Source organism: Alcaligenes ammonioxydans (genome assembly GCF_019343455.1).
GTDB classification, from domain to species: Bacteria; Pseudomonadota; Gammaproteobacteria; order Burkholderiales; family Burkholderiaceae_B; genus Alcaligenes; species Alcaligenes ammonioxydans.
Genome location: NZ_CP049362.1, coordinates 3,620,268 through 3,634,171 on the forward strand (window position 1 = coordinate 3,620,268; position 13,904 = coordinate 3,634,171).

The 13,904-nt window shown below is 57.1% G+C and carries 9 protein-coding genes; 4 read left to right on the forward strand and 5 right to left on the reverse strand.

Features of this window, described 5'->3' with window-relative positions:
* Window positions 1–4 precede the first annotated feature (4 nt).
* Together aroB and FE795_RS17325 are read right to left on the reverse strand one after the other, a co-directional pair.
* Window positions 5–1,093: a 3-dehydroquinate synthase gene (aroB, locus tag FE795_RS16530; protein ID WP_003805299.1), complete on the reverse strand. Its 1,089-nt coding sequence runs from the start codon at window positions 1,091–1,093 to the stop codon at window positions 5–7.
* Window positions 1,094–1,699, reverse strand: a complete 606-nt coding sequence (locus FE795_RS17325; RefSeq protein ID WP_003805300.1) for a shikimate kinase — start codon at window positions 1,697–1,699, stop codon at window positions 1,094–1,096.
* A 119-nt stretch (window positions 1,700–1,818) separates the two neighbouring features.
* Between FE795_RS17325 and FE795_RS16535 the strand changes: the two genes are divergently transcribed.
* The 4 genes from FE795_RS16535 (at window position 1,819) to FE795_RS16550 (ending at window position 8,914) form a co-directional block, all read left to right on the forward strand.
* A complete protein-coding gene (locus FE795_RS16535) occupies window positions 1,819–4,266 on the forward strand; it encodes a penicillin-binding protein 1A (protein ID WP_003805303.1) in 2,448 nt (815 codons plus the stop codon).
* Window positions 4,267–4,362: 96 nt separating this feature from the next.
* The gene (gene lptM / locus FE795_RS16540) at window positions 4,363–4,497 is read left to right on the forward strand and encodes an LPS translocon maturation chaperone LptM (RefSeq protein ID WP_003805306.1); all 135 of its coding nucleotides are present in this window, start codon (window positions 4,363–4,365) and stop codon (window positions 4,495–4,497) included.
* Window positions 4,498–4,538: 41 nt separating this feature from the next.
* Window positions 4,539–5,807, forward strand: a complete 1,269-nt coding sequence (lysA, locus tag FE795_RS16545) for a diaminopimelate decarboxylase (RefSeq protein ID WP_003805308.1) — start codon at window positions 4,539–4,541, stop codon at window positions 5,805–5,807.
* Between the two features lie 194 nt (window positions 5,808–6,001).
* Window positions 6,002–8,914, forward strand: a complete 2,913-nt coding sequence (locus tag FE795_RS16550) for a putative bifunctional diguanylate cyclase/phosphodiesterase (protein WP_131071085.1) — start codon at window positions 6,002–6,004, stop codon at window positions 8,912–8,914.
* A gap of 565 nt (window positions 8,915–9,479) precedes the next feature.
* Here the strand turns inward: FE795_RS16550 and ccsB are convergent.
* The 3 genes from ccsB to FE795_RS16565 form a co-directional block, all read right to left on the reverse strand.
* Entirely contained in the window at window positions 9,480–10,838 is a 1,359-nt protein-coding gene (gene ccsB, locus FE795_RS16555; protein WP_039944080.1) for a c-type cytochrome biogenesis protein CcsB, read from the reverse strand.
* Window positions 10,839–10,850: 12 nt separating this feature from the next.
* Window positions 10,851–12,893, reverse strand: coding sequence for a cytochrome c biogenesis protein ResB (locus tag FE795_RS16560; protein ID WP_131071086.1), 2,043 nt, complete (start codon window positions 12,891–12,893; stop codon window positions 10,851–10,853).
* A 222-nt stretch (window positions 12,894–13,115) separates the two neighbouring features.
* Entirely contained in the window at window positions 13,116–13,820 is a 705-nt protein-coding gene (locus FE795_RS16565; RefSeq protein WP_051010476.1) for a c-type cytochrome, read from the reverse strand.
* Window positions 13,821–13,904: the final 84 nt, after the last annotated feature.

A 13,904-nucleotide genomic window follows, 5' to 3' on the forward strand; every position in this document is an offset into this window, starting at 1 on the left:
GGTTTTACTCCTGTTCCACCGTTGTAAAGCGGGCCAAGGCCTGGCGCACCACATCAGGCGCTACCGCCTGAACCTTGGCATGAGCTAATTTATCCAGCAGCACAAAGCGCAACTGGCCACCTTCATTTTTCTTGTCCACCTGCATCAGCTGCAGCCAACGGTCCGCAGGCCATTGTGGTGGCGTGACCGGACATCCGCTGGCTTGAACCAGGGCCTTGATACGGGCCACATCCTGAGCCGGCAGGCCACAAACTAAATGGGACAGTTCAGCGGCCATGATCATGCCGCAGCCGACGGCTTCACCATGCAGCCATTGACCATAGCCCATACCGGACTCAATTGCGTGACCAAAAGTGTGGCCAAAGTTCAAGATAGCGCGCAGACCAGACTCGCGTTCGTCCTGCGAGACCACCTCGGCCTTCACTTCGCAGGAGCGGCGGATCGCATGAGCAATCTGCTCCTGATCCAGACGGCGCATGGCGGCGATCTGCTCCTCACACCAGTTGAAGAAATCCAGATCGTAAATCATGCCGTACTTGATGACTTCAGCCAGACCGGCGGAAATTTCGCGAGCGGGCAGCGTCCTGAGTACATCGGTGTCTATTTCCACCGCGATGGGCTGGTAGAAGGCGCCCACCATATTCTTGCCCAGCGGATGGTTGATGGCTGTCTTGCCACCGACTGAAGAATCCACCTGCGCCAGCAAGGTCGTGGGGACCTGCACAAAGCGCACGCCCCGCATAAAGCAAGCTGCGGCAAAACCGGCCATATCACCAATAACCCCGCCACCCAATGCCACGATCAGAGCTTTGCGATCCAGATGACTGCCCAGCAGTGCGTCAAAAATCAGGTTCAGGGACTCCCAGGTCTTGTAAGCTTCGCCATCGGGCAGTTCAATCACGTGAACCGGTTTGCCAGTGGTGACCAGAGCTTCCTTGACCGGCGCCAGATACAAGGCCGCTACGGTAGGATTGGTGACAATTGCAATGGCGGAGGTATCAGCGGGCACGGTGTCTGCAAGCTGCGCCAGACGTCCGGCAGCGATATGGATGGGATAAGCGCCACCCTGGGCGTCAACATGCACTACGGACATTTAGCAACCTCGTTCTTTCAACAGAGACAATAAATGGCGCACCGCATGATGCACCGGCGCCGAGCCGGTCTCAAAGCGGATGTCGGCCACTTCTTCATAGAGGGGTTCGCGCGCCTGCAGCAACTCCTGAATGCGAGCCCGAGGGTCCGCCGTTTGCAGCAGTGGCCGGTTACGATCTCGGGCCACGCGACGGTACAGTTCATCTACCGTGGCGCACAAGTACACTACGATACCGCGATCTTTGATGATCTGGCGATTGGCCTCGGACAAAATAGCCCCGCCACCCGTTGCCAGCACAATTCCGCTCTGGCGCGAACAAATATCGAGCACTGCAGATTCACGTTTGCGGAACCCTTGCTCACCTTCGAACTCAAAGATAGTGGACACTCGCACCCCGCTTCGGGCTTCCAGCTCGTGGTCCAGGTCCATAAACTCGCGTTTGAGTTCCCGCGCCAATTGACGGCCAATGGTCGTTTTACCGGCCCCCATCATGCCCACCAAAATAATGGGTCGAGGGCCAGTTTGTTGTAAATGGAGCAGCTCGGCGTCTGTTAAGGGATCAGGATGTTCTACAGGCATCAGCTCGGCGGGTAAAGAGTGGTTCATTTGTGTATTATCCCATTAGCCTTCCCTAAGCACAGTCCGCTTGCTTAGTATTATTTTGTTACATTGATACTTGGTATGAGGCCCAGTCCTGCTGCGTTTGGACTTTAAAATCAGCCCTAATGAGTTCTTCTTCCCGCTCCCCCAATTCTAAGCCCGAGCAAAGCTCCGGTTCCTGGCTTGCCCGCCTCATCATCAAGACCTCGGTCTTTTTTGTGGGGCTTGGTCTGTGTGCCGCCCTGCTCGGGTCACTTGCGCTAGCTCTGGCCTGGCCCAACCTGCCCGATCTTAGCGCCATGATCGACTACCGCCCCCGAGTGCCGCTGCGCATTTATACGGCGGACAAGGTCTTGATCGGTGAATTTGGCGAAGAACGCCGCAATGTGCTGCGTTTTGACGAAATCCCCGATGTCATGAAATCGGCCATTCTGGCGGCCGAGGACGACCGTTTCTACCAGCACGGTGGTATTGACTGGATGGGAGTCGGTCGCGCGGCCCTGGCCAACATGACCCATATGTCCAAGACACAAGGGGCCAGTACGATCACCATGCAGGTGGCCCGCAACTTCTACCTGTCTTCGGAAAAAACCTATACCCGCAAGTTCTATGAACTGCTGCTGACCTTCAAGATTGAAGCGACGCTGACTAAAGACCAGATTCTGGATCTGTACATGAACCAGATTTATCTGGGTCATCGTGCCTACGGATTTGCGGCGGCGTCACGAACCTATCTGGGCAAGCCCCTGGGTGAGATCACCACTGCTGAAGCCGCCATGCTGGCCGGCATTCCCAAAGCGCCTTCGCGCTTTAACCCGATCGCCAACTTTGAACGCGCCAAAACTCGCCAGGCCTACGTGCTGGGCCGCATGCGCTCACTGGGCTACATCACGGAGCAGGAATACCAGGATGCGATGGCACAGGAAATCGTGGTGAAGTCAGCCTTGGGCACCCCTGCTGGCGGTTACGCCATTCATGGCGAATACGCGGCTGAACTGGCCCGCCAACTGCTGTACGGTGTCTATCAGGACAATGTGTATTCGCGCGGCTTCAACATCTACACCACCATCAACTCCACCGACCAGGAAGCTGCCTACCTGGCTGTGCGCAACGGTATTTTGGATTACACCCGTCGCGCCCCCTACACAGGCCCGCAAGGTCAGGTGGATCTGCCTGCAGGCATTGAAAACGACCATGCCCAGTTAGATGCCATTTTGGACGACTTGCAGGACAAGTACCCCGATACCGGCGATCTGTTGACCGGTGTGGTGCTCGATGCCAACCCCAATCTGATCCGGGTTGCCCGGACCGCCCAGCAAATTATTGATGTCAACGACAAACGTGCCTTGAAGATCGTTGCGCGGGGCCTGGTGAACAATGCCAAGGCAGACGTGCGCATTCAGCGCGGCTCGGTAGTCTATCTGTTCCGCAATGGCGATTACTGGGAAGTAATCAATATGCCGGCGGTACAAGCGGCTTTTGTGTCGGTCCGCCCGCAAGACGGCGCGATTCAGGCCATGGTGGGCGGCTTTCACTTCTCCGATGGGAAGTTCAACCGCGTCACCCAAGCCTGGCGTCAGCCTGGCTCGGCCTTCAAGCCTTTCATCTACGCGTCCTCGCTGGAGCGCGGCCTGACCCCCGCCACCCAGATTTCAGATGAACCTTTTGTGCTGACCGCGGCCCAGACCGGCTCCAAGCCCTGGACGCCCAAGAACTACGGGCGCACGTACGAGCCCATGTTGACCATGCGTCAAGGTTTGTACAAATCCAAAAACATGGTGTCTATCCGTATCATGCAGGCCGTCGGGCCCAAGTATGTACAGGAGTATGTGACCCGCTTTGGTTTCGACAAGGCACGCCAACCCGCCGTTCTACCTTTGGCTCTGGGCGCGGGCAGCGTAACGCCCTTGCAAATGGCGGGTGCCTACTCGGTCTTTGCCAATGGTGGTTACCGTGTCGAGCCTTACCTGATCGACTACGTCACTGACAGCAGCAACAAGGTCATCATGCGCGCCAAGCCAGTGGTGGCCGGCGATGCCGCCGCCCGGGCTATTGATGCCCGTACGGCTTACGTCATGAACGATCTGCTGCGTGGCGTGGCGACCTCCGGGACGGGTGCGCGCGCGTCACGCGAATTGAAGCGTACCGATATTGGCGGTAAAACAGGCACTACCAACGATTCTCAGGATGCCTGGTTTGCTGGCTACACCCCCGAGCTGGTCGGCATCGCCTGGATGGGCTTTGACAAACCGCGCAGTCTGGGCTCCGGGGAAACCGGCGGCGGTGCCTCCATGCCCATCTGGATCAATTACATGCGCACTGCCCTCAAAGACAAGCCTGTGGTGCCTCCTGGCCCTGTGCCCTCTGGCCTGTCACGCATCAATGGGGACTTTTACTTTGACGAGTTCCCACCCGGTCAGGCCATTGCTCGCGTTGGTTTACCTGCTCCCGGTGACGGCGCCTTGCAACAGGGCGGCGGGGATCAGAACGATGGAATTGGTGACCTGCTGCGGCAGCTGGATTCTGATGCCAGCCCCTCGGGCGCTGCCGCGCAACCCTTTGTTCCCTTTTAAATCACCTACCCAAACGCCGGCCTAGCCGGCGTTTTTTTGCTTTGTCCTTCACAATGGCATAATGCTCTGCATTGTCCGCACTGGTTTCATACCTACATGAACAAACTACGTTCCTCCCGTTTGCTGGCCTTGTTGGCACTGAGCGCCTTGCTGGGCGCCTGCGGTTACAAAGGCCCCTTGTACCATCCCCCAGCGCAGGAATCAGCGGACGCCCAGACAGCGCCGCGCTGATTCCCGCCCTGCTCGCCTAACCTCTGTTATTTGTCGACACCATGACCGTTGCACCTCACTTTCAATTTCAGAACAACACGCTACACGCCGAGCAAATTCCCCTGAGCAAGCTGGCTGAAGAATTCGGCACCCCTCTGTATGTGTATTCCCGCCAAGCCTTGCGCGATGCTTGGGAGTCCTACCGAGTGGCTGGCCAGGACCGCAAGTTGTTGGTGTGCTATGGCATGAAGGCCAACTCCAATCTGGCCATTTTGCAAGAATTTGCCCGCTTGGGTACCGGTTTTGATATCGTCTCGGGCGGCGAGCTGGCCCGTGTCATCGCTGCCGGCGGCGACCCTGGCAAAGTGGTGTTCTCAGGTGTGGGCAAACAGGTTTGGGAAATCGAAGCGGCTCTGAAAGCAGGCGTGAAGTGTTTTAACGTCGAGTCCGAAGCGGAGCTGGAACGTGTAGCACAGGTTGCGGAACGCATGAATGTGAAAGCGCCTGTTTCCTTGCGCGTCAATCCAGACGTGGACGCACGCACCCACCCTTACATCTCTACGGGCCTGAAAGACAACAAGTTCGGCGTGCCCATTGACCAGGCTCCCCGCATCTACGCACGCGCCCAAGCGCTGCCTAGCCTGAACATTGTGGGTGTGGACTGTCATATCGGCTCGCAGATTACCGAAGTCAGCCCCTATCTGGATGCGCTGGACAAACTGATCAAGCTGATCTTGGCCCTGAAGGAACAAGGGGTGAACCTGACTCATCTGGATTTGGGCGGTGGTTTGGGGATTCGCTATACCGACGAGACACTGGTGACCCCCACCCAACTGCTGACCGAAGTCTTTTCCGCCCTGGACACCAATGGCCTGGGCCATCTGGAGATCGTGCTGGAACCCGGCCGCTCCATGGTGGGTAATGCAGGGGTGCTGCTAAGCCGCGTGGAATATCTCAAGCATGGCGAGACTAAAAATTTCGCCATTATTGATGCCGCCATGAACGACCTGATTCGCCCCACGCTGTACGATGCCTGGCACAGCGTGGAAGCGGTAGAGCCTCGCCCAGTGACCGAGACCACTCCCCGCTATGATCTGGTTGGCCCTATCTGCGAAAGCGGCGACTGGCTGGCCCGCGACCGCCAGCTGGAACTGAAACAGGGCGATTTAATTGCCATCATGTCCGCTGGCGCCTATGCCTTTACGATGGCCAGCCAGTACAACACCCGCCCCCGCGCGGCTGAGATTCTGGTCGATGGCGATCAGGTTCACCTGATCCGCCCCCGTGAGACCGTGGACAGTTTGTTTGCCACCGAACGTTTACTTCCCTAAGTCGGGTCTGGATGGCAGATCATAACCATTCAGCCTTAAAGAACTCTCGAATCTGACCGTAAAACAGGCCGGGACTGTACTGCCCTTATCAGGCGCAGCAGTCCCGGCCTGTTGCATCCTTGCCGGGAAAGCACAGATTTCGCTGTCAGTGGCCAGACAGTTCGATGGTAAGCGCTGGAGACTGTACCACCATCATGACCACCCCCGGGATACCGACACACGGCTTCGAGCCGGTTACTTCGGCCAGCGAACGCCTGATTCGCGGCTTAAGTCTTTACGTCATCCCTTTGTTTCTGATCATGCTCACGGTATGGGCATTACTGTTCCTGCCGAATCGCTACCCTTCCGTGCCCGGTCAAAGTTTGAGCATTCAGGCACTGGCCAGCCAGCAAGAGCAGGCGGACGCAGAGTTACTGACGCAATTGGAGAACGCTCCGTCCCGGCAGCGGCTTCACCTGAGCGAGCCCCATTGGCTCCTGTTGACCTTGCCTGCCCCCTTCCCCCAGCAGGAGCAGGTCCTGCACTTTCCTGCCTCTCCCATTTCCTCGCTGCACTGCGTGGATGCTCGCAGTGGACGGCCCTTGCGCAACAGCGAGCTGGACCCGCCGACGCCTCTATCACCAGCGCCGGTCAAAAGCTATACCCTGGAGCTGGGTCAGGTCGACCACCCTGACAGCGTGCTATGCCGCGTCGAGACTTCGCGACCTGCCCTCTTGCAAGCCCAGCTTTGGGCCAGTGCTGACATCAGCCATTCCTCGATTCGACTCAGCCGGGGCATCGGGCTACTGGAGGGCGGCTTACTGACCATGGCCATGTTCATGCTGGTTCTGGCAGCCACCAACCGTGCCTGGATCTATCTGCTGCTATCGGTCTGGCTGATTGGCAACCTGCGCCTGGGCGCGATGGCCATGGGTTGGGATACGCAGTGGCTAGGGCAGAACCTGCCCGCCCAGTACATGCCCGTACTGCGCCAGCTCACGATTGCCTGCTACTTCATTCTGAGCTATTCCCTGTTTACCGTCCTGCTGGGCAACTCCATCACTACTGCCCGCCTGCAGCGCCTGCTCCCCACCGTCGGCATCCTGGGTCTGATCCTGCTGCCGGTCTCCCTGCTGGCGCCGGCCTCGATATTCCAGCCCCTCATGTGGATCAGCACTATCTACGCACTGTGCTGCGTATCCGCCGTGCTGCTGTCCATTCTCCTGCACACCCGCTCGCGCATCTTGCTCTGGCAACTGGTGCTGCTGAGCATGGCGCTGTGCATGCTGATTTCAGCCATTTTTCTGGTGGCGTTTGGCCGCTCCAGCTTTGTCGAGAATTTCAACGGCGTCATCGCTTTCCTGTTGTCCAATCTGATGGTGGCCCTGGCGGTAGGCGAGCGCCTGCGTGAAGACCGTAGTGAATCCCTGCGCGCCCGCAATGAATTGATGGCGCATTATCTGCTTACCCCCGTTGGCATGTTCACCCTCAATGAAGCGGGGATGTTCTTGCGCATCAGCCCCATTCTGGCCCGCATGTTGAACATCGATGCCGATCCGAGCGAGAGCCCCATCCACTGGACCAACTTTTTTCCCGAGCAAGACTGGAAAGCGGTCGCACAAAGCACCCAGAACGGTCAGGATGTGACCATCACTTATTACGACGCAGACGCTCAACCATGTCAGTTCGCCTTGCGTGTAGCGATTGTCAATCAATGTATTGAAGGATCCTTGCAAGATATCACCGCCCGGGCCGAGACGTACCGTCAACTGCGCCTGATGGCTGACAACGATCCGGTCACCAATGTGCTGAACCAGCGCGGTATCGAAAAGGCACTGGAAGGTCTGCTCAATCGTAGCCAGAACGACAAGCCCTGTCTGCTGGCCTATCTGGACCTGAACCACATCAAGTACGTAAACGGCACCTTCGGACACTCGTCAGGGGATGCGCTGCTGCTGAAAGTATGCGAACAGCTGGAATCGGTTCTGCGCAGTAAAGACAAAATAGGCCGCATCGGCAGCGACGAATTCGTAATTATCTTTGAAGACTGCGAGCCAGAGCAGGCGCGCGTGCTGGCCAATGGCGTACTCGAATCACTGAACAAAAGCCCCCTGCTGGCCGGAAACCGCAGCTTTAACCTGCGCAGTACACTGGGTCTGGTCGAAGTCGCTCCCGGCATGGCGCCTCAGGAAGCCATCTCCGCTGCCAGCCGTGCAGCCCGCGATGCCCGCCGCCTGCATCAGGACATGATTATCTACGGGCAGGACTCCAATGCCCTGCAGGAACACGCTGAAGAACTGCGCCTGTTTGAAGAGCTGGAAGGGGGCTCCTCGCGCGCCCTGTACCTGGAAATGCAACCGATTGCGGCCTTGCGCCGCCCCATGGACAGCCTGAACTTCGAGGCTCTGCTACGCGTGCGGGACTCCTCCGGTCAATTGATTCCCACTGGCCGCATTATTGCCGCCGCCGAAGAAAGCGGCACCATCACCATCATCGACAAATGGGTGTTCTCGGCCACGCTGGAGTGGATGGCCAAGCATGAGGCCCAGTTAAGCAAAACCCAGTGGGTCACCATCAACCTGAGCGGTGTGTCCCTGAATGACGACACTTTCATTCAATGGTTCTTTGACATCCTGGCGCGTTTTGAACATCTGGCCCGCCGCCTGTGCGTGGAAATCACTGAGGGCGTAGCACTGGACGACCTGGAGCATACCCGCAACTTCATGCGGCGACTGCAAAAAATGGGTGTGCGCATCGCGCTGGACGACTTTGGAGCGGGCTACACGTCTTTTTCTTACCTGCGCGAATTACCCGCCGACGCCATCAAGATCGATGGTGCGCTGATTTGCGACATGCTAAAGAAAGAAACCAACGTCGCGATCGTACGCACCATCGTCGAGCTTGCCAACAACCTGGGCATGATCAGCATTGCCGAATGGGTAGAAGACGTCCCGACGCTCAGAGCCCTACAGGAATTAGGCGTAGATTACGTACAAGGCTTCATCATTTCCAAAGCCTGCACTCCGGCAGAGCTGCTCAAAGCCAAATCCATGCCGGACCTGGTCCATGACGCCGCCGCCCGACAGTTTCTACTGGACTCCCAGGAAAAATTCCCGCCAACCATGTAAACCAATAGCCACCCAAGGCCCGCAGAGAGCCTGGGTGGCAAATGACAGGGCCTGCCACCACCTGTGGACGCGCACTCGTCTCAAATGCCATGGGGAAGCTATGAGTGCTTTCCTGACACCACCGCCGTCACGCACACACCTAGCCAAGCCCTGTCGCACTCCTTATTACGGCGTGATACCCAACTCTAAAATTTGCACTTCGGAGCGGATACTGCTCCACGTACAGGCGCGTATCTAAGGCAGAAACAGTAAATAGAACGGATAGTCCTGAAGGTCGATAAAGGCATCCCGCTAGCTTTGGCTTTGATGGTCTGGGTCTGGGATCTAAGTCCTGACCTGAGTCTGGCTATGGCTCAATCGAACCATCTCGACACAACAAGCTTCCGATCAGCACCTGGCCCAGAGCACCAGCGGCTCCCCCCAGAGACTACTTCCCTGCAAAGGACGCTTCACCAAACAGTCTGGTCACAAAAAAACCCGAGTCCGGCATCCAGCCAAACTCGGGTTTCTCATTCTCAAGCACGCATTCTGAAACCGATCCCCCAGCCTCAGAACAAGAAAAAACTTATAGTTCCCCGTAGGAGTGCAGCCCCGACAGGAACATATTCACGCCCAGGAAGGCAAAGCTGGTAATGAGCAAACCCGCCAGAGCCCAGTACGCTGCCATCGTGCCACGCAGACCTTTGAGCAAACGCAAGTGCAACCAGGCCGCATAATTCAGCCACACGATCAGGGCCCAGGTCTCTTTCGGGTCCCACTGCCAATACGTACCCCAGGCGTCAGCAGCCCACAAAGCGCCCAGCACGGTTGCTACCGTAAAGAAGGCAAAACCCACCGCAATCGCGCGGTACATGATGTCATCGAGCACTTCCAGCGACGGCAGCTTGCGTGAAATCGGACCCCGGAAATACAGAATCGTGCCCACGATCACGCTACCGATACCGAAATACAGCATCCAGGTTGGCGAGAGCTCCCGAGAACCAAAAATCATGGGTTCGGCACACAGAATAGCACCCAGCAAAAACACCGGAATCAGCTTGGCACGCGAACGGGTTTCGCCATTTTCCTTGACCAGATACGCAAACCCGACCATGGCTGCCAAGGAGAACGTACCGTAACCAATAAAGTTGGCAGGCACGTGCAACTTCATCCACCAGCTTTTGAGTGCTGGCACCAGCGGTTGAATCTGATGGGCATCACGCGTAAAGGAGTACCACAGCAGAAAGATCACCAGCGAACTGATTGCCAGCAGCACAAAGCCACCCAAGGCACGGGTGTTGTAACGACGTTCGTAGTACAGATAGAACAAGGCAGTAACCAGCGCCAGCAACACGAACACTTCGTACAAATTACTGACTGGAATATGGCCGATATCCGGGCCCAGCAAATGGCCTTCACGCCAGCGCACCAGCAACCCCGTCGTACCTGCATACACGGCCGCCCACGTCAGCCCAGAAGCCATCCAGGCTGCTGTATTACTGAAAAAGCCCGCCCAATACATGACGGTGGCCAGAATAAACAGCGCACACATCCACAAGATGGCAGACTGGGACGAAAACAGATATTTCAGCAGGAAAACCGAATCGGCTTTTTCAATGTCGCCGGTGCCAAGGCCATTACCGGTGCTGTAGAGCCAGATCGCCAGCAAGGCTGTCACGCCACATGCCAGCGTCAAGGTACGCAGCGGACGCCACAGCCACCCCAACCAGGCCACAAAAGGCACGAAAGCGACCAGAATGATCTTCTCGTAGTAATCCATGCTGGTGCTGTAGACGTTAAGCGCATAAGCCGCGCCCAAGGCCAGTACCACCAGATACAACACATCCGTCCAGTCAGGACGACCACGAATGCCTCGCCGGTCACCGCTGGAAGCGATATTGTCTTGCCACATCGTTGGAGTGGCCGAAGAAAGGGTCTGCGCCATAGCTACACCTTGTCAGACAGATAGCCGATTGAACGCCGCTTTCAGGCGTTCAAACTCGAGGTTAAAGTCCAAGTTGCGACGTTGAGAAGTCATGGCAGCCATTACGCGACTGCCTTGGTTGTGAGGGCGAATCCAAACCCACACGCGGCGATCCCGGATATAGAACATCGAGAACACGCCAATAATCAAAAACAGACAACCCAAGTACACAATGTACATGCCTGGGCTGCGTGCCACCTGGAATACACTGGCCTGAACCTGTTCAAAACTGTCCAGGGTCAACATCACCGGTGCCGGGTAATCCGGCAGATTAGCAAACGCCAGCACGGCAGATTGAATCCAACGGTTGGCCTCATTATTTTCCTGGCTGTAATCCAGTTCTGGCAAGCCTTGTTGCTGCCTGACCAAATCACGCAATTCCGACAAGGTGAACTGAATCATGGGGATAGCAAAACCCAGGATACGTTCCCGTTCAGCTTCGGGGACACGGCTGATCAAACCATCAAAACCAGCACGTACAAAGGTTTGCAATGCCGTTTTGGACGCCGACAACATCAACTCTTTTTGCTCGGGTGACGAGGAGTTGCGCTCGGCAAAGCGTTCAGCCGCCTGGCTGACCAAGGCCTCATTCTGCGTAGCCGCCCGCAAATCCATGAATTCTTTTAAAGAACCCTTTTCGTCAGCCGGCAGACGCACATAACGAAACGGCTCGGCGGGCGAAAAACGCATCCCGGCCAGAAACACCAGGGTGTCATCCAGTTCCACCGGCAGCATGTAATTCACAAACTCGCGAGACTGCCCCTGGTCGTCAATCAAACGATAGTTCACGCTGGGGCCGACGTTCTTCAAATTCTGGTCTTTCTTGTTGGCAGCGCTACCGGTGACCGCCGCCACGTGCTCAATCATGGCCTTGGGCTGGGGGTCGCCCTCGGACAGGTTTTCCACATTAATGGGACGCAGTTCAGTCAACTGAACAGTCAGAGCATGCTCGCTGGGACTTTGCTGGGCAGTAATGCCCATGCTCTCACCCACTTTCCCATTCAACTCAAAGGGTGCGGCACTCGGACCCACCAGCGGATAGCCCTTCAGACTCAACATACTGCCGCCATCGTCAAAACCGGACTGGTAAACCGTCACACCCTTGTAGCGTAACGGTTCGTTGACCTCGATCGTGCGCTCGAAGGTATCGCCCGTCACGGGATCGGTTACTTCCACTTCGCTCTTGAAACTGCTGGGCATCCCCGTGGAGTAGTACTCCACCAGAAAACGCTTCAACTCCAAGGCGAACGGCAACGGCTGAATCAGCACCCCTTCACCGGAATTGACTACTGCTGTCGCCGTGCGCGCCCCTTCTGGCACCAGCATGTTGGCACGGAAGCTGGGATTGCCCAGACCCAGTCGTCCCGACTCGGGCACCTGGGAAATCAGCATATTTTCGGTAATCGGTTGTTTGCCACCCAACCACACCTGCAAACGCACGGGCAATTCGCTGTCAAGCAAACCGCCGACACAAATCACCACGATGGCCAGGTGCGCAAAAATGTATCCCAGCTTGTTGGCGCTCCCTTTTTTGGCCGCCATCATCATGCTGCCGTCATTATCATGACGCACACGCACCGCATAGCCTTGCGACTGCAGCCAGCCCTGAACCTGTTCACGATTATGCTCAGGGCCACCTGCGCTCTCCAGCTCGACGCGGTGAGGGAAGGCTTTCAGGCTGCCACCGCGCACGTGCTCCTTGAACGTGCGCATTTCACGGATCATCTTGGGCGCATTGCGGATGACGCACAGCGTGGTCGATACCACCAGAAACGCCATAATGACCATGAACCATCCACTGTTGTAGACAGACCAGATCGAGAAATGATCGAACAACTCAAACCAGTAAGGTCCGAATTGATCAATATAGGTATTGGCAGGCTGATTTTGTGCCAGAACGGTGCCGATCAGACTGGCTACGCAAATGAACATCAGCAAGCTGATGGCAAAGCGCATCGAACCGAGCAATTCCAGGAAATCGGCCGCAAAGCGACGCACGGGAGATACTTTTTTCACAAGGGCTAGCTTAGGAGGTGTGGGGGGTTCACCGGAAACATCCAGACTTGGAGCGCAGAACACGCCCAAAGTTCGATTACTGGACAAAACACCAACACGAGACCTGGCCTGAAGCGGCACTGCCCGTTGTTACGGCACCCAAACACTGCGGCCGTCAGGACTCGAAGCCGCAGCGAATACAGGTTTCAGACAGTCAGGGGGCCATTGGCCCCCTTTGACGGATTAACGCAGGCCAGCTGCGAAATCGGATACGGCCGCAATGTCGGCATCCGACAAACGGTCTGCGATGTCATACATCATCGGGCTGTTGGCACGGTCGCCACTACGGAACAACTTGAGCTGATCCGCAATATAGGCGGGGTGCTGACCGGCCAGACGGGGGTACTGGCCGGGCATGCCGGCGCCATCGGGCGAATGGCAAGCCGCACAGGCAGGAACACCGCGCTCGGGCAAACCACCCCGCCAGATCTTCTGGCCACGTACCATGGTGTCTTCCTTGGTCGCGTTAGCGGCCTGGTCCCAGTTCACCGCTTGCTGAGACAGGTAAAACGCCACGTTCTTGATATCGTCTTCAGTCATACCGGCAGCAATGGCAGTCATCAGGCTGTTCGCGCCATCAGGACCACGGCGGGCAGGAACGGACTTCTCGTCCTTGGCACGGAAGTCGTGCAGCTGCTTGACCAGGTACTCGTACGGCTGGTGAGCCAGCGACGGGTTGACCGGAATAATACTGTTGCCGCCATCCCCGTGACAGGTCACACAGGCCAGCACGCCACGCGACATCTCACCTTGCAGGTAGAGCTGCTCGCCTTTGGCGGCATCAGGCTCGGGCAGACCAGCTGCATTGGCCACGTTAGCGGTAAAAACCACAGAGCAAGCCATCGTCAGGCTGCTTGCGATAACGACTCGGGAAAGCGCACGCTTCATTTGGACCTCGATAATCGCGAATCAATCGGGGTGCCGCATGCGCCCCGCAAAAGCCACCGTAAGCCGCTGGTCAGTACCCAGTGG

What these genes read in the sequence shown, in the direction of transcription:
- aroB (WP_003805299.1), bottom strand. Translation starts at nt 1,093, where the DNA reads ATGTCCGTAGTGCATGTTGACGCCCAGGGTGGCGCTTATCCCATCCAT.
- FE795_RS17325 (WP_003805300.1), bottom strand. Translation starts at nt 1,699, where the DNA reads ATGAACCACTCTTTACCCGCCGAGCTGATGCCTGTAGAACATCCTGAT.
- FE795_RS16535 (WP_003805303.1), top strand. Translation starts at nt 1,819, where the DNA reads ATGAGTTCTTCTTCCCGCTCCCCCAATTCTAAGCCCGAGCAAAGCTCC.
- lptM (WP_003805306.1), top strand. Translation starts at nt 4,363, where the DNA reads ATGAACAAACTACGTTCCTCCCGTTTGCTGGCCTTGTTGGCACTGAGC.
- lysA (WP_003805308.1), top strand. Translation starts at nt 4,539, where the DNA reads ATGACCGTTGCACCTCACTTTCAATTTCAGAACAACACGCTACACGCC.
- FE795_RS16550 (WP_131071085.1), top strand. Translation starts at nt 6,002, where the DNA reads ATGACCACCCCCGGGATACCGACACACGGCTTCGAGCCGGTTACTTCG.
- ccsB (WP_039944080.1), bottom strand. Translation starts at nt 10,838, where the DNA reads ATGGCGCAGACCCTTTCTTCGGCCACTCCAACGATGTGGCAAGACAAT.
- FE795_RS16565 (WP_051010476.1), bottom strand. Translation starts at nt 13,820, where the DNA reads ATGAAGCGTGCGCTTTCCCGAGTCGTTATCGCAAGCAGCCTGACGATG.